Raw genomic sequence first — 24396 nt, 5'->3', positions numbered from 1 at the left:
GCCAGGGCCAGCCGGGCGAGGTACACGCCGTGGTCGTTGCGGTGGACCTGCGGCAGGGTCGCCAGGTGGGTCTCGAAGAGCCGGGCCGCGTGCGCGGGTTGCCCAGTCGGATGAGGCAGTGCGCGCGCTGCATCTCGATGTAGGTCGGCGTGCAGTGCGCGGTGTCCAACGTCCTGTCGTGGTCGGCCGAGGAACTGCCCTCGGCGGCCAGCTCGTGCGCCTCGTCGAACTTGGCCAGGGCGAACCCGGGGTTCCCCATCAGGACGTTCCCCTGGGCCTCCTGCTAGGTGGCCAGGACCGCGACGCGCGGGGGCAGGTCGGGGAAGCGCTGCGCCGCTCGGGCCGGTCCGACGGCCTGCGGCGAGTGACTGGTCAGTGCACCAGCAGGTCGATCACGCCCGTCAGGCCCTCCTCACCGCTGCCCTCTGCCAGGCGGCGGCGCATCAGCTCGAAGTAGGGGCTGAGCAGTTCCGGGCTGACACCCTGCTGCTCGGCGGTGCTCAGGAAGGTCGGCGTGCCGGCCACCTGCATGGCGAGATTGGAGACGACACCCTTGGTGTAGTCGCCGCTCCGCAGTTGGTCGGCAGTCTGGTGAACCGCCGGGGCCATCGCGACGAGCCAGTCGGCGAGCAGCGGGGCGAGTGCCGCGGGATCGATGTCCTCCCTGCGGATCAGGGCGAAGGCGTGCGCGGCACCGGCGAACATCCCGTACATGGCGCTGAGCAGGGCGACGTCGTGCAGAGCCGCGAAGCCCGCGTCCTCGCCGACGTAGGTGGTGCCGGCCGGGACGGCCAGGGTCTCCTGGTGCCGCTCGAACAGCTCCCGCGAGCCGCTGTAGAAGACGTAGCCGCCGGCCGCCGGGACGCCGATCATCGGCGGGACGGCCATGATCCCACCGTCCAGGTAGCGGGCGCCGCGCTCGCGGGCCCACTCGGCGCGGGCGCGGGCCTGGGCAGGGGTGCCAGTGGTCAGGTTGACCAGGTCCCGGCCGGCCAGGTCGGTGCCGGCGAGCACCTCCTCGACCGAGGCGTCGTCCAACAGACAAACGATGACCAGGGGGTTCGCCGCGACCGCCTCAGCGGCGCTGTCCGCGACCCGTGCCCCCTCGGCGGCGAGTGCCGCGGCGCGGTCCGGGGTGCGGTTCCAGACGGTGAGCGGGTGGCCGGCGGAGAGCCAGGTACGGGCCAGCGCGGTGCCCATCGCCCCGAGGCCCAGCAGCGTGACGGAAGTGTTCTCAACAGTGTCGTGTGCCATGTCGATTAGGCTGGTCACAGGCCCATGAGTGATCAAGTACGCACTTCGGGGTGGGTGGTTACCCCGGAGTGAGCGAGCACGTCAGAAGGGTGGGGCATGACGACGCTGAACCGGCCGAGCGCACCAGACGGACACGTCTGCGGGATCGACACCGCGATGGAGGTGATCGGCGGAAAGTGGAAGGTGCTGATCCTCTGGGCGCTCCGCGAGCACCCCTACCGCCGCTTCGGCGAGCTGCGCCGGCTGCTTCCCGGCATCACCGAGAAGGTGCTGGCCTCTCACCTACGGGAGCTGGAAGCGGACGGCGTCGTGCGCCGCGTCTCCTACGACGAGGTGCCGCCCCGCGTCGAGTACTCGCTGACCGAGGACGGCATGCGCCTCAACGGCGCACTCCAGCCGCTGGCCGCCTGGGGACGCGAGCGGCCGACCACTCGAGGGCTGGAAGAGAAGGCGGGCCACGGTCTGTCGTGAACGTGCTGGTCACAGCCACTCGTTGATGGCCGCGACCAGCACGGTGGCGGCCGGCCGGGTCAGGGGGCGAGGCGTTCGAGGCGGGCGATGCGGTCGGCGACGGAGGGGTGGGTGGAGAAGATGCGGTCCAGCGGCCCGTCGGAGTGGAAGGGGTCGACGATCATCAGGTGGCCGGCCACCTTCAGGCGGGGCTCGGGGGGGAGCGGGAGGTCGTGGCTGCCGGCGTCGAGTTTGCGCAGCGCGGAGGCGAGGGCGGCCGGGTCGCCGGTGAGGCGGACGGCGAAGGCGTCGGCCCGGTACTCGCGGGAGCGGCTGACGGCCATCTGTATCAGGACGGCCGCGAGCGGTCCGAGGACCATCAGCAGCAGGCCGCCCATGGCGCCGGGGGCGTCGCCGTCCTCGCCGTCGCCGGCGTCGTCGCGGTCGACGGAGACCAGCCAGGCCAGGTTGGCCAGGAAGATCACGAAGGCGGCGAGGGCGGCGGCGACCGAGGAGAGCAGGGTGTCCCGGTAGCGGATGTGGGCGAGCTCGTGGGCCAGCACGGCGCGCAGTTCGCGTTCGTTGAGCTGGCGCAGCAGGCCGTCGGTGCAGCAGATGACGGCGGTGCGGGGGTCCCGGCCGGTGGCGAAGGCGTTGGGCGCCTCGGTGGGCGAGAGGTAGAGGCGGGGCATCGGCTGGCGGGCCTTGTTGGACAGCTCGCGGACGATCCAGTGCAGCATCGGCGCCTCGAACTCGCCGAGCGGCCGGGCCCGCATGGCGCGCAGCGCCAGGAGGTGGCTGTTGAAGTAGGCCCAGGCGCCGAGTCCGAAGGAGAGGATGACGGCGATCTGGAGCCCTTCGCTGCCGAAGGAGCTGCCGACGAGCAGGATGATCGCCGACAGCAGGCCGATGAGGACCGCCGTCTTCAGCCTGTTGCGCCGACAGTGCACGTCCGCTCCTCCGTAGGTAGGGCGTGGGGTGATACCTGGGGTGGAGGCCGCGTGCGCCTGCCTACCTCCTCCGCTGGACAACAACGGGCTCGCGCCGTGGCAGGTTCCCTCGGTGGTGCGCGAGTGCGCGCGGTGGCGTGCGAGTGCGCCCGGGGCGTGTGGTGATCATGGGGTGGGTGGGGTGCGGCGGTGAGGGCGCGGTCGCGGGCCGGGGCACGGCGATGGTGGGGTTTTCCCCCGGTTGGATTGACCGGCCCGTCCCGTGGTCGCCGGCCCGCCGGGACAGCAGGCTGGGAACCGGGTGTCGGACGGGCGCCCCGGGCGCGGCCGGGCGGGTCACCCGGCGGGTCATCGAGGGATGGGAATGGGCATGGCGATCGCGACGTCGGGCTACGGCGGGACCGGGACCGGGGGCGCAGCGGGTTCCGGGTCCGGGCCGGAGGCCGGGCACGAGCCGGGGCGGCGCGGGAGGGGGCGGGGGCTGCTGGCGCCGGTCAGCGCCCGCACCTGGGGCGGCCTGCTGTACCTGCTGGTGGGCCTGCCGACGGCGGCGCTGATGTGCGTCTTCACGGTGGTCTTCCTGGCGCTCGGCCTGGGGCTCTCGGTGATCTTCGTGGGGCTGCCGGTGCTGGCCGCCACGCTGGCCGGGGTGCGGGGGCTCGGCCATGTGGAGCGGGCGCGGGCGCGGGCGCTGCTGGGGGCGCGGGTGGTGGATCCGACGCCGCCGCGGCCGAAGCGTGAGGGCCTGATGAGCTGGGTCGGCGCGCAGCTCGGCAGCGGGATGCACTGGCGGCATGTGCTGTACATGGAGCTGAACCTGGTCTGGACGCCGATCGCGTTGGCGCTGTCGCTGGCGCTCACCGCGGCGGGCTGGGGGCTGCTGCTCTACCCGGCCTACCGCTGGGTGTTCCCCCGCTGGCTGGAGCAGCCGGGGATGCAGCTGTGGGGGGACGACGCGACGGGCCGGGCGGTGTATGTCGAGCAGCCGTGGGAGGTCGCGGGGGTGGCGGTGCTCGGGCTGCTGCTGGTGTACGCGGCGGCCGGGGTGGTGCGGGGGACGACGGCGGTGAGCAGGCTGATGGTGGAGGGGATGCTGGCGCCGTCGTCGCTGTCGGAGCGGGTGCGCACGCTGGAGTCGACGCGGGGCGCGGCGGTGGACACGGCGGCCTCGGACCTGCGGCGGATCGAGCGGGACCTGCACGACGGGGCGCAGGCGCGGCTGGTGGCCCTGGCGATGGGGCTGGGGCTGGCGAAGGAGCGGCTGGAGGAGGAGCCGGAGATGGCCGCGGAGATGGTGGAGGAGGCGCACGGGGAGGTGAAGCTGGCGCTGCAGGAGCTGCGTGACCTGGCGCGGGGGATCCATCCGGCGGTGCTGACGGACCGCGGTCTGGACGCCGCGCTGTCGTCGGTGGCGTCCCGGTGCACGGTGCCGGTGCGGATGGAGGTGCGGTTGCCGCCGGCCGTCGGGGAGGGCGCGGACCGGCCGGACGCCTCGGTGGAGTCGATCGCCTACTTCGTGGTGTCGGAGCTGCTGACCAACGCGTCCAAGCACAGCGGTGCCCGTTCGGTCGGGGTCGAGGTGTGGGAGCAGGGGCGGCGGGGCCGGCGGGGGCGTGGCCGGGGGCGCCGGCTGATGCTGCGGGTGCGGGACGACGGCGCCGGTGGCGCGGTGGTGCGGCCCGGTGGCGGGCTGGCCGGGTTGGCGGACCGGGTGCGGGCGGTGGACGGCGTCTTCGAGGTGGACAGCCCGGTGGGCGGGCCGACGGTGGTCTCGGTGGAGCTGCCGTGGTCGCGGTGAGCCGGACGGGGTGGTCGGTGGGACGGACGCGGGCGGGTGTGGGGCGGACGCGGGCGGGGGGTGGGTGCGCCGCGGGGCGCGGGTGGGCCGGGCGTCGCGCCCTAAGCTGATGCCCGGCCGCCTCCGCGCCGTGGGGCGGCCTGGCGCGGTGGCGGGCTTAGGGATGCGGGGTTGGGCCGGTGCGGGTGGTGATCGCCGAGGATTCGGTGCTGCTGCGGGAGGGGCTGACCCGGCTGCTCACGGAGCGCGGCCACGAGGTGGTGGCGGCGGTGGGGGACGCCGAGGCGCTGCTGGTGGCGGTGGGGGAGCTGGCGGTCGGCGCCGGCGGGTTGCCGGACGTGGTGGTGGCGGACGTGCGGATGCCGCCGACCCACACCGACGAGGGGGTGCGGGCCGCGGTGGAGCTGCGGCGGCGGTACCCGGGGTTGCCGGTGGTGGTGCTGTCGCAGTACGTGGAGGAGCGCTACGCGAGCGACATGATCGCGGCGTCCACCCGGGGCGTGGGGTACCTGCTGAAGGACCGGGTGGCGGACGTCCGCGAGTTCGTCGACGCGGTGTGCCGGGTGGCCGAGGGCGGTACGGCGCTGGATCCGGAGGTGGTGGCGCAGCTGCTGGGGCGCAGCCGCCGGCAGGACGTGCTGGCGGCGCTGACGCCGCGCGAGCGCGAGGTGCTGGAGCTGATGGCGCAGGGGCGGACAAACGCGGCGATCGCGCAGCGGCTGGTGGTGTCGGCGGGGGCGGTGGAGAAGTACGTGGGGGCGATCTTCCTGAAGCTGGGGTTGGCGCCGAGCCAGGGGGACCACCGGCGGGTGCTGGCGGTGCTGAAGTACCTGGAGGGCTGAGCCGGGCGGGGCGCGCGGCGGGGCGTGCGCCGGGGTGCGCGGCGGGAACGGTGCCCGGTTTCCGCCGGTTGGCGGGGGTATGCGGCTGGGGCTGCGCCGATCCGCGCCGCGGAGAGCCGGAAGAAGTTCGGATTCGTCCGCATGCTGGACGGGACCGCCGGAACATCGGCCGAAAACGACCGTTTGTCGTGACCAACATGCAAGACGGCGGGAGGACGTGACGGCTTTCACGGGACGGATTTTCCGGATCTCACCTCCCCAAAATGCCGCGAAACTCCCCCAAAACGGGCATCCATCGAGTGGGGCGTCCGAGATGGCTGAGGAAGGCAAACCTCACGACCGTACGATGGACGCTGGTGCGACACGCTGTCCGACACCCCGCACGCGTGTGGCGGTGCTGAGGGAGGTCCGTCCGAGTGACCAGGCAAGTCAAGCAGGTCAAGCAGCTCGACCGGGTGATCATCCGATTCGCGGGTGACTCCGGTGACGGCATGCAGCTGACCGGTGACCGATTCACGTCTGAAACGGCGTCGTTCGGCAACGACCTGTCCACGCTGCCCAACTTCCCGGCCGAGATCCGGGCCCCTGCCGGAACCCTTCCCGGCGTCTCCAGCTTCCAGCTCCACTTCGCCGACCACGACATCCTCACTCCGGGTGACGCCCCGCACGTGCTGGTGGCGATGAACCCGGCCGCCCTCAAGGCCAACCTGCCGGACCTGCCGCGCGGCGGGGAGATCATCGTCAACACCGACGAGTTCACCAAGCGCGCCCTGGCCAAGGTCGGCTACGCCGCCAACCCGCTGGAGGACGGCTCGCTCAGCGGGTACCACGTGCACCGGGTGCCGCTGACCACGCTGACCGTCGAGGCGCTGGCCGAGACCTCGCTGGCCCGCAAGGACGCCGAGCGCGCCAAGAACATGTTCGCGCTCGGCCTGCTGTCCTGGATGTACCACCGCCCCACCGAGGGCACCGAGGCGTTCCTGCGCAAGAAGTTCGCCAAGAAGCCGGAGATCGCCGAGGCCAACGTGCTGGCGTTCCGCGCCGGCTGGAACTTCGGCGAGACCACCGAGGACTTCGCGGTCTCCTTCGAGATCGCCCCGGCCCCGCTGCCCAAGGGCACGTACCGCAACATCACCGGCAACCTCGCCCTCGCCTACGGCCTGATCGCCGCCGCCGAGCAGGCCGACCTGCCGCTGTTCCTCGGCTCGTACCCGATCACGCCGGCCTCCGACGTGCTGCACGAGCTGTCCAAGCACAAGAACTTCGGCGTGCGCACCTTCCAGGCCGAGGACGAGATCGCCGCCATCGGCGCGGCGCTCGGCGCGGCCTTCGGCGGGGCGCTGGGCGTCACCACCACCTCCGGCCCCGGCGTGGCGCTGAAGTCGGAGACGATCGGCCTGGCGGTCTCCCTGGAGCTGCCGCTGCTGATCGTCGACATCCAGCGCGGCGGCCCCTCCACCGGCCTGCCCACCAAGACCGAGCAGGCCGACCTGCTGCAGGCGATGTACGGCCGCAACGGCGAGGCGCCGGTGCCGATCGTCGCCGCCTCCACCCCGGCGGACTGCTTCGACGCCGCCATCGAGGCCGCGCGGATAGCCCTGACCTACCGCACCCCGGTCTTCCTGCTCTCCGACGGCTACCTGGGCAACGGCTCGGAGCCGTGGCGCATCCCGGCCCCGGACGAGCTGCCCGACCTGCGCACGCCGTTCGCCACCGAGCCGAACCACGAGCTGGAGGACGGCACCAAGGCGTTCTGGCCGTACAAGCGCGACCCGGAGACGCTGGCCCGCCCCTGGGCGGTGCCCGGCACCCCCGGCCTGGAGCACCGGGTCGGCGGCATCGAGAAGGCCGACGGCACCGGCAACATCTCCTACGACCCGGCCAACCACGACTTCATGGTCCGCACCCGCCAGGCCAAGGTGGACGGCATCGCCAAGTCCATCGGCGACCTGGCCGTGGACGACCCCTCCGGCAGGGCGAAGCTGCTGGTGCTCGGCTGGGGCTCCACCTACGGCCCGATCGCCGCGGCCGTGCGCCAGGTGCGCTCCGCCGGCCAGGACGTCGCCCAGGCGCACCTGCGGCACGTCAACCCGTTCCCCGCCAACCTCGGGGAGGTGCTGCGCGCCTACGACAAGGTGATCATCCCGGAGATGAACCTCGGCCAGCTCGCCACGCTGGTGCGCGCCCGCTACCTCGTCGACGCGCAGTCCTTCACCCAGGTGCGCGGCCTTCCGTTCAAGGCCGAGCAGCTCGCCACCGCCATCCAGGAGGCTCTGGCCAATGTCTGAGGCAACCGCGACCGCCGTCACGGCCGACGGGCGCAGCGCGCTCGCGCTGGTGCCCAAGACCGACACCAAGCAGTCCGCCAAGGACTTCAAGTCCGACCAGGAGGTCCGCTGGTGCCCGGGCTGCGGTGACTACGCCGTGCTCGCCGCCGTCCAGGGCTTCCTGCCGGAGCTCGGACTGCGCCGGGAGAACATCGTGTTCGTCTCCGGCATCGGCTGCTCCTCCCGCTTCCCGTACTACATGAACACCTACGGGATGCACTCCATCCACGGCCGCGCCCCGGCGATCGCCTCCGGCCTGGCCGCCTCCCGCCCCGACCTGTCGGTGTGGGTGGTGACCGGTGACGGCGACGCGCTCTCCATCGGCGGAAACCACCTGATCCACGCGCTGCGGCGGAACGTTAACCTGAAGATCCTGCTGTTCAACAACCGGATCTACGGCCTGACCAAGGGGCAGTACTCGCCCACCTCGGAGCGCGGCAAGATCACCAAGTCGACGCCGATGGGCTCGCTGGAGGGTCCGTTCAACCCGGTGTCGCTGGCGCTCGGCGCCGAGGCCAGCTTCGTGGCCCGCACCATCGACTCCGACCGCAAGCACCTGCAGTCGGTGCTGCGCCAGGCCGCCGAGCACCCGGGCACGGCGCTGGTGGAGATCTACCAGAACTGCAACATCTTCAACGACGGCGCCTTCGACTCGCTGAAGGACAACGAGACCAGGGCGGAGGCCGTGGTCCCGCTGGAGCACGGGCAGCCGGTGCGCTTCGGCAGGCCGGTCGCGGTGGAGGACGGCGGCGACGGCCTGCCCGGCAAGGGCGTGGTCCGCGACCGGGCCACCGGGGAGCTGCGGGTGGTGGACGTCACCCCGGAGAACGTCGGCGACCTGGTGGTGCACGACGCGCACGCGGACAGCCCGCTGGGCGCCTTCGCGCTCTCCCGGCTGGCCGACCCGGACACCCTGTTCCACACCCCGATCGGCGTCTTCCGCGACGTCGTGCGGCCGGTCTACGACCAGGCCATGGCGGACCAGCTGGAGCAGGCGAAGGCCACCCAGGGCGAGGGCGACCTCGCGAAGCTGCTGACCGGTTCGGACACCTGGACCATCGGCTGAGGTCCGGCTGACCGGTGGACGACTCCGGGCCGGGGCCCGGACGGCCGCCGCCCCTCCCCCACACCGCCCGCGCCGGGCGGACGGGGCGAGGGGCGGCGGCCGTCGTCGTTCACGCCGCGGGCGGCGGCCACCGTCGTTCGGCCGCCGTCGTTCGGCCGCGTCCGCTCGGCCGCCGCCGTCCCGGTCAGCCGAGCAACCGGAACTCCAGGCCGGGCAGCAGCAGGGTGCTGACCGCCAGCAGGAACACCAGCACGGCGAGCAGCCCGGCGCCCCACCGGCACAACCGGGGGTGGTCGTGGGCCGGGGGCCGCCGCGTCGTCGGTTCACCGGGTGCCATGGGGTGCACCTCCCATGCGTCCCCCGCGCCGTTGCGGGGGTGAGGGATCGTCTGTGCTGGACAACGCCGAAGTGACCGGCGGGTCACTGTGCGGAGGGGGCGACGGAACTCGTCCGCTTATCGGTTTGACGCGAGGGGGACGTCCGGGGTCGGCTGTTGGCCGGCGCGTCCGGCGCGCCGCTAGCGGAAGGACCACGTGCCATGGCGGGGAGCAACCCGGCTCCGGAAGACCCCTACGAACCCGCGACCCACCGGCCGCCCGCCGCGGGGAGCACCGCGGCGACGTCGCCCCCGGGCGACGGGGCGGGGCCGGCCTCGGAGCGGGCGCTGGCCCGCAGCGGGTTCTGGTTCGGCGTCGCCGCCTACGGCATGTGGGGGGCGGTGCCGCTGTACTGGACGGCGGTGGACGCGGCCTCCTCCGCCGAGATCCTCGCCAACCGGATGGTGTGGTCGCTGGTGTTCCTGGCGATCGTGCTGGCGCTGCGCGGCGACTGGGGCTGGATGCGGCCGGTGCTGCGGTCGCCGCGCCGGCTCGGCATGCTGGTGCTGGCCGCCGCCGCGATCACGGTGAACTGGGGCATGTACATCTGGGGCGTCACCAGCGGCCAGGTCGTCGAGACGGCGCTCGGGTACTTCATCAACCCGCTGGTCACCATCGCCTTCGGGGTGCTGGTGATGCGGGAGCGGCTGCGCGTCGCCCAGTGGGCGGCGGTGGGGATCGGCCTGGCGGCGGTGCTGGTGCTGGCCTTCGCCTACGGCCGGCCGCCGTGGCTGGCGCTCACCCTGGCCTTCAGCTTCGCCACGTACGGCCTGATCAAGAAGTTCGTCGGGCTGTCCGGCATCCAGGGGGTGGCCGCGGAGAGCGCCATCCAGTTCCTGCCGGCGCTGGGCTACCTGGTCTGGCTGGCCGCCCAGGGCACGGCGACCCTCACCAGCCCCGGCACCCACGGCTGGGACCAGACGCTGCTGCTGGTCGCGGCGGGCGTGGTCACGGCCGTGCCGCTGATGTGCTTCGGCACGGCGGCGACCCGCGTGCCGCTGACCACCATGGGCATGCTCCAGTACCTGGCGCCGATCCTCCAGTTCCTGCTGGGGCTGGTGGTGTTCCAGGAGGAGATGCCGACCGCGCGGTGGGTGGGCTTCGTGCTGGTGTGGGTGGCGCTGGTGGTGCTGACGGCGGACGCGGTGCTGGCCGCCCGCCGCCGGCGCGCGCGGGAGCGGACGGCCCGGCCGGGGGGCGGGAAGGCCGCCGGCCGGACGCCCGGGGCGGGGGCCCGCGGCCGGCAGCCGTCGCGCGGACGGGCCGCCACGAGGCGTTAGGCACCTCCCGGACCGCACGGAACGTCTGGAATCCTGATCCTGTCGTACTGGTCGTACCGATATGACCGGTGGGACCGGTATGACCAGACCAGCACAGCGGCGGGAGCGGCGAGCAGCGTTGAGAGCACACACCTCGGACGACCGGTGGGCCCCGCAGTGGCTGGTCCGCGCGATGCGCGGCAGCGACGCCGGGGTGCCGGCCGGCCCGACGGTGCGCGCGGCCGTCGGCATGGGCCTGCCGCTGCTGCTCGGCCTGCTGCTGGACCAGGTGGCGGCGGCGGTGCCGGCGGCGCTCGGCGCCCTCTACGCCACCACCAACGACCGCGACGAGTCGCACCGCGGCCGGCTGGCCCGGATCGGCGTGCCGGCGCTGGCCGGCACGGTGGGACTGCTGCTGGGTGAGGCGCTGCTGCCCGCGCCGCCGATGGCGCTGGCCGCCGCGCTCGCCGCGCTGGGCCTGGTCTCCGGGGCGGTCAGCGGCGTGGGGCCGGTCACCTCCGCCGCGGCGATGCAGTTCCTGGTGACCACCGTGGTGGGCAGCGGGCTGGTGCTGCCGGACCCGTGGTGGCTGCCGCCGCTGGTCTTCGCCGGCGGGGCGGCGCTGGTGCTGCTGCCCGGCGTGCTGCCGGGCGCGTTCCGCGGGGCGCGCGGGGTGGCGCGGGCCGGGGAGCGGCGGGCCGTCGCGGAGGTCTACCTGGCCGTGGCCGAACTGCTGGACACGATCGGCGGGGCGGGCACCGAGGAGGAGCGCGAGGCCCGTGCGGTGGCGGCGCGCCGCCGGCTCACCGCCCGGCTGAGCGCCGCCTACGACACCCTCTTCGGCCACCGGCTGCGCGGCGGTCGCTCCGAACGGCGGGAGCGGCGCCTGCTGGACGCCCTGGACGCGGCGATCGCCCTCGGCGAGGCGTCGACCACCCTGCTGTGGGAGGGCCGGCCGGTGGATCCGGCCGGCGCGCGGGTCGCCCGGCGCCTCGCCGAGGCGGTGCGCGGCGGCACGCCGCCGGATCCGCCGCCGCCGCTGCCCCGGGCGACCCCCGGCCAGTGCGCCCTGGACGACGCGCTGCGGGCCGCCGCGGCCGGCCTCGGCGGACCGCCGCCGGCGCCCCCGACCGGCAACGCTGCCGCGGCCGGGGACGCGGCCGGGGGCGCGGCCGGGGCGCCGCCCACCGCGCCGGCCCCGCTGGCCCGGGTGGTGGAGCACGCGGCCCGGCGCGACCTGCCGCCGGCGCGCGAGCGGCTGATCCGGGCCCGGGACCGCTGCACCGGCCGCTCCGCCCTGCACTACGGCGCCCGGCTGGCGCTGTGCATGGGGCTGGCCGGGGTGGCCGCCGGCCTGCTGCACGGACAGCGGGTGTTCTGGCTGCCGGTGACGGTGGCCTTCGTCCTCAAGCCGGACTTCGGCTCGGTGTTCGTGCGGGCCACCCAGCGGGCGCTGGGCACGGTGGCCGGGGTGCTGGTCAGCGTGCCGCTGCTGCTGTGGGTGCCGGCGCCGGGCGGCCTTGCGGTGGTGGCGGTGGCGGCGGCCGGCTGCCTGCCCTGGGCGACGGCGCGGCACTACGGCCTGTCCACCGCCGCGCTGACGCCGATCATGATGGTGTTCGTCGAGTTCACCGGGGAGCCGGGGACGGCCCTGATCGGCGAGCGCGTGCTGGACACCTTCGTCGCCTCGGCGATCGTGCTGGTCGCCGGCTACCTGGTGTGGCCGGAGAGCTGGCACGCGCGGATCGGGCCGCACTTCGCGGACGCCGTGGACGCGGTGCGGGCGCACCTGGAGCAGGTGCTGCTGCCGAGGGAGGCGGAGGAGGGCCCGGACGGCCGGGGCCCCCGCGCGGAGCCGTCCCGGCTGCGGCGCAAGGCCTACCGGGCGCTGGCGGCCGCCCGTACCGCCCTGGAGCAGGCGCTGGCCGAGCCGCCGCCGGTGAGCGACCGGGCGGCGGCCTGGTGGCCGGCGATCGCGGCGCTGGAGCGGGTGACGGACGCGGTGACGGCGACCACCGTGCGGCTGCGGCACGGCGTGCCGTACCCGCCGCCGGAGCAGGCGGCGCGGCTGGTGGGCGCGCTGGACGAGCTGGCGGCGGCGGTGCGGCGGCACCGGGCGCCGGATCCGGCGGTGCCCCTGCCGGATCCGGCGGCGCTGGTGCCCGGCGGGACGCTGGCCGAGGTGACCGAGCGGGTGCGGGCGGTGCGGCTGCTGGTGGGCGGCCCGGATTCGCTGCCGCGCCGCCCGTCGGCCCCGCCGCGGCTGCGGCGCCGCCCGTCCTGACCGGGCCGCCCGTCCGTCCTGACCAGGTGCCGCCCGCGACGCCGGCGGCGAGCGGGTGCGGCCGGGCGGTCCCGGGGCGGTGGGCGGCTAGGGCCGGTAGGCCTCGACCAGGCGGTGCAGGTGGCGGCCGGCGATGCGCAGCGGGGCGTCGCTGCGGGTCACCTGGGAGGTGAGCTCGGCGCCCTCCAGCACGCTGATCACGGTGCAGGCCAGCTCGCGGGCGTCCTGCTCGTCGAACCCGCAGGCCAGCAGCTTGGCGCCGACCAGTTCCTGCCAGTTCGCCAGCGCCCGCGCGCAGGCGCGCTGGATCTCGGGGGAGCCGCCCAGGGTCTCCAGGGCCGTGGCGGTGACCGGGCAGCCCTCCAGCCAGTCGGACTCGCGCAGGCCCTCGGCGAGCAGGGCGGTGACGGCGACCATCGCCTCGGCCGGGTCCTCCGCGCTGCCCAGCCCCTCCCGCAGCAGGTCGGCCATCTCCTCGTCGCCGTGGCGGATCGCCTCGGCGGCCAGCTCCTGCTTCCCGCCGGGGAAGAAGTGGTAGACGGAGCCCAGCGTGGCACCGGCCTCCCGGGCGATCTGCTTGATGCCCGTGCCCTCGTAGCCCTGCCGCTGGAGCAGCCGCGCCGTCACCCGGACGATCCGCTCTCGGGTGCCGAGGGCGGCGCCGGGCTCGGCGGCCGTCCCGCGCTCGGTCGCGCCCGTGCCCCGCCGCCTGTGCTGCTTGGTCTCCATGCCGCGAGGATAACGAATAGAGCGTTCGTTCCAGAGCTGTGCTACGGTCTCCGCACTAGTTAGAGCGTTCGTTCTAGAGGCGCCGTCGCGGACGGCCGTCGCGGACGAGTGCTCGTCGTGCCATCGAGGAGAGTGGAGCAACCATGAGCAAGACCCCGGTCACGGTGATCGGTCTCGGCCCGATGGGACGGGCGATGGTGGACGCGTTCCTGACCGCCGGCCACCCGGTGACGGTGTGGAACCGGACCGCGAGCAGGGCGGACGACCTGGTGGCCCGGGGCGCGACCCGGGCGGCGACGGTCCGGGAGGCGCTGCTGGCCAACGAGCTGGTGGTCCTGAGCCTGACCGACTACGACGCGATGTACGCGATCCTGGAGCCCGCGACCGACGCCCTCGCCGGGCGGGTCCTGGTCAACCTCAGCTCGGACACCCCCGCCAGGAGCCGCGCGGGGGCCGAGTGGGCCGCCGGACACGGCGCGCGGTACCTCACCGGCGGGGTCCAGGTTCCGCCCTCGGGGATCGGCTCCCCGGAGTCATCCACCTTCTACAGCGGCCCGAAGGAGGTCTTCGAGGCGCACCAGGCCACCCTGCGGGTGCTGACCGGCACGGACTACCGCGGCGAGGACCCGGGCCTGGCGCCGCTGTACTACCAGATCGGCATGGACATGTTCTGGACGGCGCTGACCAGCTGGGTGCACGCCGTCGCGGTGGCGCGGGCGAACGGCATCTCCGCCGCCGACCTGCTGCCGCAGGCCACCGAGACCCTGGGTGGGCTGCCGCAGTTCCTGGAGTTCTACACCCCGCGGATCGACGCCGGCGAGCACCCCGGCGACGTGGACCGCCTCGCGATGGGCGTGGCCAGCATCGAGCACGTGGTGCACACCGCCGAGGACTCCGGCGTCGACCCCTCCCTCCCGGCCGCCGTGCTGGAGGTCTTCCGGCGCGGCGCGGAGGCCGGCCACGGCGGCGACAGCCTGACCAGCCTCGTCGAGGTCTTCGGGCGGAAGGCCGGGGCGCAGCGGCTCGCGTAGGCGGCACAGGCATGTAGTACGTCTGCTACATTCACCCCCAGGGATATAGCAGACGTACTACATCTGACAGCGATCATGCTGCCATCCGTAGTACGTCCTGTCGCATCGACGAACCCGACCGACAGGAGGGGGCACGTGACCGCGACCAGCGGCTCCGTGGAGCCGGTCATCTCCGCCCGCGGACTGCGCATGCGCTACGGCAGCACCGACGTGCTGCACGGCGTCGACCTCGACGTGCACGCCGGCGAGGTGCTGGCGCTGCTCGGCCCGAACGGCGCCGGCAAGACCACCACCATCGAGATCCTGGAGGGCTTCCGGCACCGCTCCGCCGGGGACGTCTCCGTCCTCGGCGAGGACCCGGCCCGGGCCGGCGACGCCTGGCGGGGGCGGATCGGCATCGTCATGCAGTCCTGGCAGGACCACCCCCGCTGGCGGGTCCGCGAACTGCTGGAGCACATCGCCGGCTACTACCCCGACCCGCGCGACCCGGCGGAGCTGCTGGAGCTGGTCGGCCTGACCGAGCTGGCCGACCGGCAGACCCGCCGGCTGTCCGGCGGCCAGCGCCGCCGCCTGGACCTCGCGCTCGGCATCGTCGGCCGCCCCCGCGTGGTCTTCCTCGACGAGCCGACGGCCGGACTCGACCCGGTCGCCCGCCGCGCCTTCCACGAGCTGGTCACGCGGCTGGCCGAGGAGGACACCGGCGTGCTGCTGACCACCCACGACCTGGCCGAGGCCGAACGGCTCGCCGACCGCATCGCGATCCTGCTCGACGGCCGGATCGCCGTCAGCGGCTCCGGCGCCGAGCTGGCCGCCCAGGTCCGCGCGGACGCCGAGGTCAGCTGGACGGCCCCGGACGGCACCGCCCGCACCGAGCGCACCGCGGAGCCGTCGGAGCTGGTGTGGCGGCTGCACCAGGAGTTCGCCGGGCCGGTGCCGGACCTCCAGGTGCGCCGCCCGACGCTGGAGGAGAGCTACCTCAGCCTGGTCGGCGCCTCGGGCGCCCGGAACCAGGACGTCCCGCCCCAGGCCGGGCACGGCCGGGCCGCCACCGTCACCCCGGAGGAGTCGCGATGAGCGCCGTCCACACCCCCGGTACGCCGTCCGCCCGGCGCGGCGGCCCCGCCGACCCGCGCGCCCGGCTGCTCGCCGCCGGCCTGCGGCGCGGCCGGATCGAGCTGTGGCAGTTGCTGCGCGACCCGCAGCAGCTGTGGGGGCAGCTGGTGGCCAACGTCGTGGTGCTGGTCGGCGTCGTCCTCTGGCTGCCCGACGGCGAGATCGGCGACACCGGCGTCTCCCAGTCCGGCCTCTACGTGGCCGGGGTGGTGTCGTTCTCGGTGTTCCAGGTCGGCATGCTCTCCCTCCCGCAGTTCCTCGCCACCGAGCGGGAGGACGGCACCCTGCTGCGGCTGCGCGGCACCCCGGGCGGCATCCCCGGCTACCTGGTCGCCCGGGTCGTGGTGACCGCCGGGCTCGCCGTGCTCAACACGGTGATCCTGCTCCCGCTCGGCGCGCTGCTCGCCGACACCCCGCTGCCGCCCACCCCCATGGACTGGCTGACCCTGGTGTGGGTGCTCGCCCTCGGCCTGGCCGCCACCACCCTGCTCGGCGCGGCGATCGGCGCCGTGCTGCCCAACCCGCGCGGCGCGCTGGCGTTGGTGGCCCTGCCGGTGATGGGCCTGATGTTCGTCTCCGGGGTGTTCTTCCCGGTGGGCGAGCTGCCCCGGCCGCTCCAGCTGGTCGCCGAGTTCTTCCCGCTGAAGTGGATGGCGCAGGGCGTGCGCTCCGCCCTCCTGCCGGACGGCATGCTGGCCGCCGAGACCTCGGGCAGCTGGCAGCACGGCACGACGCTGGCCGTCCTGGCCGCCTGGACGCTGGCCGGCGCGCTGCTCGCGCCCCGGCTGCTGCGCCGGATGACCCGGCGGGAGTCCGGCTCGCGGCTCGCCGAGCGCCGCGAGAGGGCCAGCCGCCGCGTCGCCTGACCCGGCACCGCCCACCCGCCACGCGGGTGGGCGGGATAATCGGGGCCGCGGCCGCCACCGCGGCACGGCAAGGAAGGGAGACCCCAGCGGGTGTCCGAGACCATCCACAACCGCATCGCGGTGCTCCGCGCCGACCGGGGCGTCTCCCGGCGGGAGCTCGCGGCGGCCCTCGGCGTGCACTACCAGACGGTCGGATACCTGGAGCGCGGGGAGTACAGCCCCAGCCTGCACCTCGCGCTCCGGATCGCCGAGTTCTTCGAGGTGCCGGTGGAGGCGGTCTTCGCCCTGCGCCCCTTCCCCAAACTGGGCGCCGAGCCCGTCCCCTCCGCCCCCGGCCCACGCGACGAGAGAGGAACGCGATGACCCCGCACCAGCCGACCACCACCGGTGGCGGGGAGAGCTGGCGCAGCCGGTGGAACGGCGTGCTCGTCCCGGTGATGAACGACGAGCGGCGCTACCGGCGGCTGCGGGCCACCCGCGCCCGCCGGCGCACCGTGGTGCTGGTGGAGGTGGCGCTGCTGCTGACCACCTTCGGCGTGATGTACCTGCCCCGGCCGGCCCTGTGGCTGATGGCGCTGACCGTCCCCGCCTACGTGGTGTGCACCGGCGTGCTCAACCTGAGCACCCGCGGGCTGATGGAGCTGCCCTGGGACTTCCTCGACGAGCGCCAGCGCGACGAGCGGCTCCGCGCCACCCGCACCGCGCACCGGCTGACCACCCCGCTGCTGCTGCTCACCGTCGTCGCCGCCTGGCTGCTGGGCGACTCGACCGGCGGCCCGCTCGGCGACCGCGGCATCAGCCTCCTGGTCCCCCTGCTGCTCGCGGCCGTGCTGCTCCAGCGCCTCCTGCCGCTGCTGGTGGCCGCCTGGCACTCCACCGACCCGCTGCCGCCGGAGGAACTAGACGGCTGAAGCCGCCCGGCGCCGGCTCCGCTCCGCCGGCTCCGTCCGGGCCGCGGGATCACACAACTCGCCCGTAGAGGTGAATCGTGATGGCAGGTCACATGCCCGACCGCCCCCGGGGATAGCTCTGTATCGCGCTTCGCGGCCGGTCGGCGTGCTGTGAGGGTCACGCGGACCGGTCGCGAACCAGTTCCACCAGGCCGGCCAGGCCCGCCACCTCGTGCACCACGGGCGACGGCCCACCCCGCCCCGGCTCCACCACCACCGGCTCGGCCACCGGCCTCGGCGCGCCGGAGCGGTTCAGCCAGACCGCCGTCATCCCCGCGGCCAGCGCGCCGACCACGTCCTTCGCCCACAGGTCGCCGACGTGCAGGCAGCGCTCCGGCACCGTCCCGGCCCGCCGGCAGGCCTCCTGGAAGATCCGCGGATCCGGCTTGCCCACCCCCACCTCCACCGAGCACACCAGCGGATCCACCAGCTCGGCCAGGCCGATGGCGGCCAGCTTCGCCCGCTGCTGCACCGGGTGGCCGTTGGTGATCACCCCGATCCGCAGGCCCAGCTCGCCCAGCGCCCGCACGCAGTCCAGGGTGTCCGGGAACGGACGCCACAGCGCCGAGTAGGGGCGCAGGTAGTGCTCCTCGAAGAACGCGTCGAGCACCGCCTCCGCCTCCGCCAGCGGCAGCCCCTCCCCCGGCACCGGGAAACCGGCCGCCGCCGCCATCTCCCGGATCCGCTCCCGCCGCTGCTCCTGGTGGCTGATCTCCCCGGAGTCGAAGCGCTCGAACTGCCGGCGCTCGACCTCCACCCACAGCCGCTCGGCGGCGTCGAGGTCGGTGTGGCCCAGCTTCGCGGCGAACTGGCGACCGGCCAGCCGCCCGGCCGTGGCGTGGTCCATCACCGTGTCGTCGAGGTCGAAGAACACCCGCTCCAGCACCACAGCCCACGCCCCTCCGCATCCCGCCGCACGGCCCGCGCGGCCACCGACCCGAACACCCTAACGAGCCCGCCCCGGCCGGATACGCTGGGCCGCGTGAGCGACGTGACGACGGTCGGCCACCGCGGCGTCGCGCTCCCGGAGGGGGTGGGAACACCATGACGGCGCCGCGCGTGGAGACCGGCCTCGACGACCGGGTGCCCTACCTCGCCCGGCTCGGCCAGGCCGAGCGCGACGAACTGCTGGCGCTGGGCCGCCGGCTCACCTACCGGCCGCGCGAGGTGGTGCTCCGCCAGGGCGAGCCCTCCACCCACGTGCTGATCGTCCTGCGCGGCTGGACGAAGGTCACCGCCAGCGCCCCCAACGGCTACGAGGCGCTGCTCGCCCTGCGCGGGCCGGGCGACGTCGTCGGGGAGAGCGCCGCGCTGGACGACGCGCCGCGCTCGGCCACCGTCGCCGCCCTGGCGGAGGTCGAGGCGGTGGTGATCCGCCGCGAGGACTTCACCGCCTTCCTGGAACGCACCCCGAGCGCGATGCTGCGGCTGCTGTCCCTGATGGCCGACCGGCTCCGGGCCGGCGACCGGCGCCGCGTCCAGTTCGCCGCGCTCACCGTGCGGCAGCGGCTGGCCGGGCTGCTGCTGGAGCTCGCCCAGACCCACGGGGAGCACACCGACGAGGGCATCGCCATCACGGTGGGGCTCAGCCAGCAGGAGCTGGCCGGGCACGTGGGCGCCTCCCGGGAGGCGATCACCCGCGAGCTCGGGGACTTCCGGGACCGCGGCTGGATGGCGACCCGCCGGCGGCGCCTGGTGGTGCTCCGCCCCGACCTGCTGCGGCGGGCGGCGGCCTCGGCCGGCTGAAGCCGCCCGCCGCTCGGGTAATCCGTCACAGTCCCGATGCGTCGTCATTCCTCGTACGGCGCCACGCCGTCGCGACAAACTGCCGGGCATAGGGCGCGTAGGAAGGAACCCCCATGACGGAACCCGTGGGCAGGACGATCCTCCTGATGGACGTGGAGGGCTCCGGTGGTCGGGACGACGTGGAGCAGGCCGTCATCCGGCGGATGCTGTACTCCGTCCTCGCCGACACCCTGGAGGCGGCCGGCGTGGAGCCGACCGAGCGCCGGGTCGAGGACCGCGGCGACGGCGTGATGGTGCTGATCAGCCCCACCGTGCCCAAGCCGCATCTGATCCGGGCGCTGCTGACCGAGACGCCGGCCCGCCTGCACGCCGGCAACCGGGTGGCCGGCCCCGGCACCCAGGTGCGGCTGCGGATCGTGCTGGCCACCGGCGAGGTCGCGCTCGACGAACACGGCGCGGTCGGCGCGGACCTGGTCGCGGCCTTCCGCCTGCTGGACTCCGACGCGCTGCGCGCGGCGCTGCGCCGGTCGGCGGAACCGTCCGCGCTGTGCGTCTCCGACGCCGTGCACCACGGCGTGGTCCGCCACGGCCACCTGGGCATCCGCCCCGAGCACTTCCACCGCTTCCGCACCCCCACCAAGGAGGGCGCGGCCGACGCCTGGCTGTACGACCCGACGCGGACGGCCGCGGGGCCGACCCGGCCGGCGGACGGCGCGCCCGCCGGCGCCGAGCCGACACCGGGGCGGCCCGACCAGCCGGCCGCCCCGGCGACCTCAGCCACCCCGGCCACCCCGTCGGGCTGGCAGGTGGGCTCCGGCAACTTCTTCTTCGGCACCGCCTCCATAGCCGGCGACGCCGTCGCCGGTGACAAGTACATGGGCGGCGGCCAGGGCGGTGAGTCCCGGTGAGGCCGCCGGAGGACTCCCCCGAGACGGAGCCCACGCGGGACCCCGGCAGCGTGGACCCAGCGGGCGAGGACACCGACGGCACCATCGAGGCGGCCGCCCCCGACACCTGGGAGGCCGTGCGGGAGCTGTTCACGCTCGCGCCCCACCTGTGGCCGGGCAGCGGCAACCTGATGCGCGACACGACGGTCGGCGGCGACATGGTGGGCGGCGACAAGCACGTCGGCATCCACCTGCACACGGCGCAGATCGCACGCCGGCACCACCTGGGCCCGGTCCCGCCCAAGGAACTCGAAGAGCTGGCCGCCGTGTTCGAGCCCACCAGCCGCTTCGACGAGGCTCTCGCCCTCTTACGACAGGACCGGGTCCTGGTCTTGCGCGGCCCGCAGTCGTCAGGGCGCCGAGCCACTGCCTGGCGCATGCTGCACGAGCACGTCCCGGGGCGGGTCGCAACCCTCGACCCCGGCATCGATCTGCGGCACCTGGCCGAGCACCTCCGGCCGGAATGGGGCAACGCGCTGTGTGACCCGATCACCACCCGTGACGCTCCGCTCCGCGACGTTCACCTGCGCGCTGTCCGGGACCGACTCCACCACGACGGCGGCTATCTGGTGGTGACGGTGGACCTCACCGCCGACCTCGACGGCATCGACCCGATCGTCTGGGAACCACCGCCTGCCCGCGCCGTGCTCCGCGCCCACCTACGCAAGCTGCTGAGTGACCAACCGCCCGGGGAGTGCGTACGGCTCCTGGAACTGCCGCAGACGCAGACCTACATCTCCGGCGCCCCCGCTCCCCGTGAGGCGGCGGGCTTCGCCCGGCTGCTCGCCGCGCACGCCCGCGGCGAGACCACCGAAGACCAACTCGCCGCCTACGGGCACGCGGCGGTCGAGGCGACGGTGGACCGCTGGTTCGGCAGAGGCGCGGACCCCGGGCTGCGGGACCGGGCGTTCCTGATCGCTCTGGCGGTCCTGGACGGCTCCCCCTATCCACTGGTGGCCGAGTTGGGCGACGACCTGTACCGCGAACTGCGGACCGTGGAAGCCTCGGACGGCGCCACAGGTCTGGCCGTCTTCGCCACCTCCCCGAGACAGCGCCTGGACATGGCCCACGCCGAAGAGTACGGCGGGGTCGTCGAAAGCCCGTGGGGCGCACTGCCCCAGCGGATGGTGCGATTCCGTGACCAGCACGCCTGGCAGGCTGTGCTCCAGCACGTGTGGATGAGCCACCCGACCGCCCGCGCCCCCCTCCTGCGCTGGCTGTCCGCGCTCGGCCGGGACCACCGGGCGCTGGTTCGGATCCGGACCGCGGTCGCGGCGGGGGTGCTCGCACACTCAGACCCGTTCACCGCTCTGGACCGGCTGATCCTCCCCTGGGCGAAATCCTCCCGGCCCGCTGATCGCCAACGAGCCGCCTGGGCACTGTGCTCGGCAGCCGAGCACGGCCTGCACACCGTGGTGTGGCGGCTCCTGCACGACTGGAGCCTGAACGGGGACGAGGGCCGCCGGTGGACGGCCACGCGGGCCTACGCCGTGCTGGGCGGCGAGGTGCCGGAGGCCGCGCTGCGCGACATCGAAGCCATGGCACGGACCATGTCGGGCGGGGAGGAGTCCTCCCTGCGCAGCGCGCTCGCCCAGACCCTGGAGACGCTGCTGCGGGGGCCGGCCAGCGCCACGGTGCTGGAGCACCTGCATCACTGGTCGGAGGGGTCCGGCACGGTCGCCGAGCTCGCGATCACGGCGTTCCTGCGAGCCTGCCAACACCGCGAGGCCCTCCGTGAGCAGCGATGGTGGCCCGCGCTGTTGCGCGCGATGTCGACGCCGGCACACGCACACGTCGTCGCGCTGTGGCGAGTCGCGCTGGGGGACCGCCGGACGAGCCGGGCGGCGCAGGACCGGATGCGCGAGTGGGTGATCTGGGCGGACAACGACATACGCGTCGCGGAGGCGCTCGCCGAACTGATGGTCGAGCTGGCGGTCACGGAACGGGAGGCCGACCGGCTGGACTACCTCCTGCGCACCGCCCTCACCCCGGAACGCACCGAGCCCGCGGTGGCCCGGCGTCTGCTGGAAGCACTGCGCGTCGCGACATGAGGAGCGGCACCGGCCGGTGACGCTCGAACAGGCCAGACAACGGGAGCGAACAATGGCATCGAAGCATCCGTCACAGCGACCCCGCCGGAACAACGACACGCCTGCTTCGGCGGACCCGTGGTGGGAAGAGCCGAACCAGCCGGTGATAGCCGTCCATTCGCTCGAACGGTTCCACTTCCTGTGGAACCGTCCGACCGTGGGCGCCGACGTGGCCCTGGTGTTTCAGACAGCCTCCGGCCGCCTGAAGGCGTACCCGCCGCAGCAACTCCCGACGCGCGGGGAACTCGTCGGCAGTGGGTTCCGCACCCTGTACGAGGTGAACTTGGCGTCCCACCATCTCACCTTCGCGCACCGCCTGCCCGCCGAGGGCGACGTCTTCCACTTCCAGGCGGAGACCGATGTCACCTGGCGGGTGCTGCGCCCCGAGGTCGTGGTCCAACACGGCGTGCGGGACGTGCGGACCCTGGTGGAACCCCGGCTGGTGCCGCGCCTGCGCTCGGTGACCCGTCGCTTCCCGATCGACGCGTGTGCCGCCGCCGAGGCGGCCGTGCAGGAGGCGCTCGCCGAGACGCCGATCGCACCGGTAGAGGGCTTGGAGGTCACGTGTGCGGTGCGGATCAGCCCGGATGCGGAAGCCACGGCCCACCACGCCAAGCTGCGCAGCATCGACCACGCGAAGACCACCATGCGCGAAGAGCACGAGCTGGAGCTGCTGCGGACCGAGCAGCGGCAACGACTGCTCGACAAGAAGACCGAGTTCTACCGCGGTCTTCTCGAACAGGGCGACATCGCCAGCTGGGCACTCCAAATAGCCCACAACCCCGCCGATCTGCCGCTGGCCCACGCCGCGCTACGCGACGACCAGAGGGAGGCAATGCGGAACCAGATCCACCTCATCGAAACGATCATGACGGGGGGACACATAGAGGACCACCACATGGAGGAGCCTGCGCGGATGGTGGTGGACACGTTGAAGGCACTGCTCAACGAGACGTCGCGAGGCCAGAGCCGCAACCCTCTGATCGGCCGACAGCAGATCGAAGCGCCACGGAACAACGACGGTGACGCGCCGCGGCGGGGCAGCAGGCGGCGCGGACCGAGAGGGGAGCTGGAGTGACACTGGCACCCGTGGTCGCTCCGCTCACCACCGACTGGTTCATTCAGCCGGCGGAGCCACCCACGTCACTGGTGGTGGCCACCTGGCTGCTGCTGCTGGGGGCGGCATATGGCGTGCTGCTGTTCGCCGCGCCGATAGTGGCCGGTTTGGGATGGGCTTCGAAGCAGCTGGTGGACGTGGTGACCATAGCCGCGCTGATGCCAGAGTACCTGTGTACCCGGGCCATGCGACGGGCCCGGGGGCGGGTCGCGCCGCTCGCCTACGAGTACGGGGAGGTGGTGTGCGCCCTGGCCGGCGCGGTGCGCTGGTGCGTGACGACGGTGACGGCGCTGCTCGGCTCGGCGCTGCCCCGGTTGTCGCCCCTCTTGGCCCTGATGATCTCCCTCTGGATCGCCACGCTGCTCACCGATGCGGCCTCCGACGGCCTCCACGCCTGGTTCGGCCAGGGATGAGCACGTCGCCGGAGGAGGCCACCACCGCCGCGCCGGCCCGCGCCGCCGCCACGTCGGCGGCGGCCGGGGGGCCGGCGGTGGGAGGGGCGCGGGTGGAGCCGGCGGAGGGGGCGGCTCCACCCGCGCCGGACACCCCGCCGGACACCCCGACCGCCGCGCCCTCGCCGGTGGCCGGCGAGTCGGCCGGGCTGCGGTTGCTCGGGGAGATGCGGGCGGAGATCGGCCGGGCGGACAGCAAGGCGTCGATCCTGGTGGCGCTCATCGGGGTGGCCGCCGGAGCGCTGGCCGGCGCTCTCGGGGCCGGGCGGCTGCCCGGCCCCGACGCGCTGCCGGCGCCTGCCGCGGCGCTGTGGTGGCTGGGCGTGGCGGCCTGGGCGGCCGGGCTGGGCTCGCTGCTGTGGGCGGTGGTGCCGCGCTACCGCCGCAGCGCCTGGCGGCCCGGGCTTCCGCTGTCGTTCTTCGGGGACGTCCGCCGGGCCGCCCTGGCCGGGGGGCTCGCCGAGGCGCTGCGGCTCGCCGAGCGGGATCCGCTGCCCGGCCTGGTGAGCGCGCTGCACGACACCAGCCGGATCGTGGCGGCGAAGCACCACTGGATCCGGGTGGGCGTGGCCTGCTTCGCGATGGGCGCCCTGGCGATCCCGGCGGCGCTGGCGGCCGGCTGAGCGCCACACCCCCCGACTGAGAGCCACACCCGCGCGGCGGCGCGGAACGGACGACGGGCCCCGCCCGGCGCTGGTCGCCGGGCGGGGCCCGTTCCGTCACGGGGAACCGGGTGGGTTCCCGCCCG

General features: G+C 74.3%; 23 protein-coding genes. 18 read left to right on the top strand and 5 right to left on the bottom strand.

The features are described 5' to 3' along the window. Window positions 1-372: 372 nt before the first annotated feature. Window positions 373-1254 (bottom strand): NAD(P)-dependent oxidoreductase, encoded by an 882-nt coding sequence (locus tag FHU37_RS14125; RefSeq protein ID WP_179814526.1) that lies wholly within the window; start codon window positions 1252-1254, stop codon window positions 373-375. A gap of 96 nt (window positions 1255-1350) precedes the next feature. On the opposite strand from FHU37_RS14125, the gene FHU37_RS14120 reads away from it, so the two are divergent. Beyond that, window positions 1351-1725: a winged helix-turn-helix transcriptional regulator gene (locus tag FHU37_RS14120; RefSeq protein WP_179814525.1), complete on the top strand. Its 375-nt coding sequence runs from the start codon at window positions 1351-1353 to the stop codon at window positions 1723-1725. Between the two features lie 59 nt (window positions 1726-1784). Here FHU37_RS14120 and FHU37_RS14115 read toward each other — a convergent pair whose 3' ends face one another. Further along, a complete protein-coding gene (locus FHU37_RS14115; protein ID WP_179814524.1) occupies window positions 1785-2654 on the bottom strand; it encodes a M48 family metalloprotease in 870 nt (289 codons plus the stop codon). Window positions 2655-3024: 370 nt separating this feature from the next. On the opposite strand from FHU37_RS14115, the gene FHU37_RS14110 reads away from it, so the two are divergent. The 4 genes from FHU37_RS14110 (at window position 3025) to FHU37_RS14095 (ending at window position 8687) form a co-directional block, all read left to right on the top strand. Beyond that, the gene (locus FHU37_RS14110; RefSeq protein WP_179814523.1) at window positions 3025-4452 is read left to right on the top strand and encodes a sensor histidine kinase; all 1428 of its coding nucleotides are present in this window, start codon (window positions 3025-3027) and stop codon (window positions 4450-4452) included. A 179-nt stretch (window positions 4453-4631) separates the two neighbouring features. Beyond that, window positions 4632-5294: a response regulator transcription factor gene (locus tag FHU37_RS14105; RefSeq protein WP_179814522.1), complete on the top strand. Its 663-nt coding sequence runs from the start codon at window positions 4632-4634 to the stop codon at window positions 5292-5294. A gap of 416 nt (window positions 5295-5710) precedes the next feature. Then, the gene (locus FHU37_RS14100; RefSeq protein ID WP_179814521.1) at window positions 5711-7582 is read left to right on the top strand and encodes a 2-oxoacid:acceptor oxidoreductase subunit alpha; all 1872 of its coding nucleotides are present in this window, start codon (window positions 5711-5713) and stop codon (window positions 7580-7582) included. After that, entirely contained in the window at window positions 7575-8687 is a 1113-nt protein-coding gene (locus FHU37_RS14095; protein ID WP_179814520.1) for a 2-oxoacid:ferredoxin oxidoreductase subunit beta, read from the top strand. Before FHU37_RS14100 ends, FHU37_RS14095 begins: the two co-directional genes overlap by 8 nt. A 184-nt stretch (window positions 8688-8871) precedes the next feature. On the opposite strand, the gene FHU37_RS14090 is transcribed toward FHU37_RS14095, so the two are convergent. After that, window positions 8872-9024: a hypothetical protein gene (locus FHU37_RS14090; RefSeq protein WP_179814519.1), complete on the bottom strand. Its 153-nt coding sequence runs from the start codon at window positions 9022-9024 to the stop codon at window positions 8872-8874. Between the two features lie 369 nt (window positions 9025-9393). Here FHU37_RS14090 and rarD point away from each other — a divergent pair, with 369 nt between their 5' ends. Then, the gene (gene rarD / locus FHU37_RS14085; RefSeq protein ID WP_246450897.1) at window positions 9394-10344 is read left to right on the top strand and encodes an EamA family transporter RarD; all 951 of its coding nucleotides are present in this window, start codon (window positions 9394-9396) and stop codon (window positions 10342-10344) included. A gap of 79 nt (window positions 10345-10423) precedes the next feature. After that, on the top strand, window positions 10424-12607 hold the full coding sequence (locus tag FHU37_RS14080) for an FUSC family protein (protein WP_179814517.1): 2184 nt from the start codon (window positions 10424-10426) through the stop codon (window positions 12605-12607). Between the two features lie 87 nt (window positions 12608-12694). Here FHU37_RS14080 and FHU37_RS14075 read toward each other — a convergent pair whose 3' ends face one another. Further along, a complete protein-coding gene (locus tag FHU37_RS14075) occupies window positions 12695-13336 on the bottom strand; it encodes a TetR/AcrR family transcriptional regulator (RefSeq protein WP_179814516.1) in 642 nt (213 codons plus the stop codon). 143 nt (window positions 13337-13479) lie between these two features. Between FHU37_RS14075 and FHU37_RS14070 the strand changes: the two genes are divergently transcribed. The 5 genes from FHU37_RS14070 (at window position 13480) to FHU37_RS14050 (ending at window position 17257) form a co-directional block, all read left to right on the top strand. Next, window positions 13480-14367, top strand: coding sequence for an NAD(P)-dependent oxidoreductase (locus FHU37_RS14070; RefSeq protein ID WP_179814515.1), 888 nt, complete (start codon window positions 13480-13482; stop codon window positions 14365-14367). Between the two features lie 189 nt (window positions 14368-14556). Then, window positions 14557-15441, top strand: a complete 885-nt coding sequence (locus tag FHU37_RS14065; protein WP_179816273.1) for an ABC transporter ATP-binding protein — start codon at window positions 14557-14559, stop codon at window positions 15439-15441. Then, window positions 15438-16346 (top strand): ABC transporter permease, encoded by a 909-nt coding sequence (locus FHU37_RS14060; RefSeq protein ID WP_179814514.1) that lies wholly within the window; start codon window positions 15438-15440, stop codon window positions 16344-16346. Before FHU37_RS14065 ends, FHU37_RS14060 begins: the two co-directional genes overlap by 4 nt. 90 nt (window positions 16347-16436) lie before the next feature. Further along, window positions 16437-16709 (top strand): helix-turn-helix transcriptional regulator, encoded by a 273-nt coding sequence (locus tag FHU37_RS14055; RefSeq protein WP_179814513.1) that lies wholly within the window; start codon window positions 16437-16439, stop codon window positions 16707-16709. Then, the gene (locus FHU37_RS14050) at window positions 16706-17257 is read left to right on the top strand and encodes a hypothetical protein (protein ID WP_179814512.1); all 552 of its coding nucleotides are present in this window, start codon (window positions 16706-16708) and stop codon (window positions 17255-17257) included. The genes FHU37_RS14055 and FHU37_RS14050 overlap by 4 nt, the downstream gene beginning before the upstream one ends. Window positions 17258-17414: 157 nt before the next feature. Here the strand turns inward: FHU37_RS14050 and FHU37_RS14045 are convergent, their stop codons facing one another. Then, window positions 17415-18182: an HAD family hydrolase gene (locus tag FHU37_RS14045; protein WP_179814511.1), complete on the bottom strand. Its 768-nt coding sequence runs from the start codon at window positions 18180-18182 to the stop codon at window positions 17415-17417. Between the two features lie 158 nt (window positions 18183-18340). Here FHU37_RS14045 and FHU37_RS14040 point away from each other — a divergent pair, with 158 nt between their 5' ends. From FHU37_RS14040 to FHU37_RS14015, 6 genes are all read left to right on the top strand, one after another. After that, window positions 18341-19042 (top strand): Crp/Fnr family transcriptional regulator, encoded by a 702-nt coding sequence (locus FHU37_RS14040; protein WP_179814510.1) that lies wholly within the window; start codon window positions 18341-18343, stop codon window positions 19040-19042. 113 nt (window positions 19043-19155) lie between these two features. After that, on the top strand, window positions 19156-19950 hold the full coding sequence (locus tag FHU37_RS14035; RefSeq protein WP_179814509.1) for a nucleotidyl cyclase domain-containing protein: 795 nt from the start codon (window positions 19156-19158) through the stop codon (window positions 19948-19950). A gap of 50 nt (window positions 19951-20000) precedes the next feature. Beyond that, entirely contained in the window at window positions 20001-22040 is a 2040-nt protein-coding gene (locus tag FHU37_RS14030; protein WP_179814508.1) for a hypothetical protein, read from the top strand. Between the two features lie 16 nt (window positions 22041-22056). Next, a complete protein-coding gene (locus FHU37_RS14025; protein ID WP_179814507.1) occupies window positions 22057-23157 on the top strand; it encodes a hypothetical protein in 1101 nt (366 codons plus the stop codon). Beyond that, window positions 23154-23609 carry a hypothetical protein gene (locus FHU37_RS14020; protein WP_179814506.1) on the top strand — a complete coding sequence of 152 codons (456 nt, stop codon included), beginning with the start codon at window positions 23154-23156 and terminating at the stop codon, window positions 23607-23609. The genes FHU37_RS14025 and FHU37_RS14020 overlap by 4 nt, the downstream gene beginning before the upstream one ends. After that, window positions 23606-24271 (top strand): Pycsar system effector family protein, encoded by a 666-nt coding sequence (locus tag FHU37_RS14015; RefSeq protein WP_246449874.1) that lies wholly within the window; start codon window positions 23606-23608, stop codon window positions 24269-24271. Before FHU37_RS14020 ends, FHU37_RS14015 begins: the two co-directional genes overlap by 4 nt. Window positions 24272-24396: the final 125 nt, after the last annotated feature.

Source organism: Allostreptomyces psammosilenae (assembly GCF_013407765.1).
Taxonomy (GTDB): Bacteria; Actinomycetota; Actinomycetes; order Streptomycetales; family Streptomycetaceae; genus Allostreptomyces; species Allostreptomyces psammosilenae.
This window is presented reverse-complemented; position numbering and strand designations above follow the sequence as displayed.

Excerpts from the sequence above, each read along its gene's own strand:
- FHU37_RS14125 (WP_179814526.1), bottom strand. The coding sequence starts at position 1,254 with ATGGCACACGACACTGTTGAGAACACTTCCGTCACGCTGCTGGGCCTC.
- FHU37_RS14120 (WP_179814525.1), top strand. The coding sequence starts at position 1,351 with ATGACGACGCTGAACCGGCCGAGCGCACCAGACGGACACGTCTGCGGG.
- FHU37_RS14110 (WP_179814523.1), top strand. The coding sequence starts at position 3,025 with ATGGCGATCGCGACGTCGGGCTACGGCGGGACCGGGACCGGGGGCGCA.
- FHU37_RS14095 (WP_179814520.1), top strand. The coding sequence starts at position 7,575 with ATGTCTGAGGCAACCGCGACCGCCGTCACGGCCGACGGGCGCAGCGCG.
- FHU37_RS14090 (WP_179814519.1), bottom strand. The coding sequence starts at position 9,024 with ATGGCACCCGGTGAACCGACGACGCGGCGGCCCCCGGCCCACGACCAC.
- rarD (WP_246450897.1), top strand. The coding sequence starts at position 9,394 with ATGTGGGGGGCGGTGCCGCTGTACTGGACGGCGGTGGACGCGGCCTCC.
- FHU37_RS14080 (WP_179814517.1), top strand. The coding sequence starts at position 10,424 with ATGACCAGACCAGCACAGCGGCGGGAGCGGCGAGCAGCGTTGAGAGCA.
- FHU37_RS14075 (WP_179814516.1), bottom strand. The coding sequence starts at position 13,336 with ATGGAGACCAAGCAGCACAGGCGGCGGGGCACGGGCGCGACCGAGCGC.
- FHU37_RS14070 (WP_179814515.1), top strand. The coding sequence starts at position 13,480 with ATGAGCAAGACCCCGGTCACGGTGATCGGTCTCGGCCCGATGGGACGG.
- FHU37_RS14065 (WP_179816273.1), top strand. The coding sequence starts at position 14,557 with ATGCGCTACGGCAGCACCGACGTGCTGCACGGCGTCGACCTCGACGTG.
- FHU37_RS14060 (WP_179814514.1), top strand. The coding sequence starts at position 15,438 with ATGAGCGCCGTCCACACCCCCGGTACGCCGTCCGCCCGGCGCGGCGGC.
- FHU37_RS14050 (WP_179814512.1), top strand. The coding sequence starts at position 16,706 with ATGACCCCGCACCAGCCGACCACCACCGGTGGCGGGGAGAGCTGGCGC.
- FHU37_RS14040 (WP_179814510.1), top strand. The coding sequence starts at position 18,341 with ATGACGGCGCCGCGCGTGGAGACCGGCCTCGACGACCGGGTGCCCTAC.
- FHU37_RS14035 (WP_179814509.1), top strand. The coding sequence starts at position 19,156 with ATGACGGAACCCGTGGGCAGGACGATCCTCCTGATGGACGTGGAGGGC.
- FHU37_RS14015 (WP_246449874.1), top strand. The coding sequence starts at position 23,606 with ATGAGCACGTCGCCGGAGGAGGCCACCACCGCCGCGCCGGCCCGCGCC.